The sequence below is a fragment of the Rhizobium altiplani genome (genome assembly GCF_001542405.1).
In the GTDB taxonomy this organism is placed as follows: Bacteria; Pseudomonadota; Alphaproteobacteria; order Rhizobiales; family Rhizobiaceae; genus Rhizobium; species Rhizobium altiplani.
In genome coordinates, this window is sequence record NZ_LNCD01000060.1 from 2,196 (window position 1) to 3,068 (window position 873).

Genomic DNA, 873 nt, shown 5'->3' on the forward strand with positions numbered 1-873 from the left:
GTAGCTCAGTTGGTTAGAGCACACGCTTGATAAGCGTGGGGTCGGAAGTTCAAGTCTTCCCGGGCCCACCATTTGCATTTGCAAGTGATGGTTAGGGAATGCCTGATCCTGACGGTTTGCTGTCAGGTGTTGCGATGGTTGGGGCTGTAGCTCAGCTGGGAGAGCACCTGCTTTGCAAGCAGGGGGTCAGCGGTTCGATCCCGCTCAGCTCCACCAAATCGCTTTGGTGTCGAGCCGGGATATCCTTCTGGAGAAAAACAAAGTTTGCATCGACTTTAAGTCAGATGCCTGTTCTGCATATATCGTGAAGAGAAGATTGATCTGGAGGCTTCCAGGTGTTTTGCACAATCCTATGGATTGCGCGAGATGTCCGAGCCCAGTTCTGTTGAAACCAAGGATGGCTTAGTCGGCCGGATCTGGTGGAGGGACTGGAGGTAGGAAGGAAGCCTGTCGTCAGGATCGACCATTGTTCGGTGCCTTTTGGTGCTGTCTGATGGTTGGCCTGATTGCCGTTGCCTGACCGCGCGGTACCGGATTTAATCTCGAGAAGCTGGTCTTAAAGATCCGGCCCAAGCGAGCTGCTCGGCGTAGCTCCAATAAAGGGACCGGATCGAACACGTCGATGGCATTGTTGGATTGACTGGGTTGTAAAAGGTAACCCGGTCTGTTGCCGTTTCCTTCGGGATGCGGGCAACGAGATGATGAGCATTGGCAATGAGAACGATTAAGTGTCGTAAGGGCATTTGGTGGATGCCTTGGCATGCACAGGCGATGAAGGACGTGATACGCTGCGAAAAGCCGTGGGGAGCTGCGAATAAGCTTTGATCCATGGATCTCCGAATGGGGCAACCCACCTTAAATGCTTAGAAAATC

1 tRNA gene and 1 rRNA gene are annotated in these 873 nt (G+C 52.8%); both read left to right on the forward strand.

Going from position 1 to position 873, the window contains the following annotated elements:
- Positions 1-140: 140 nt before the first annotated feature.
- Positions 141-216 (forward strand) — tRNA-Ala (locus AS026_RS12850).
- 506 nt (positions 217-722) lie between these two features.
- Positions 723-873 (forward strand): 23S ribosomal RNA (locus tag AS026_RS12855); the annotation flags it as partial.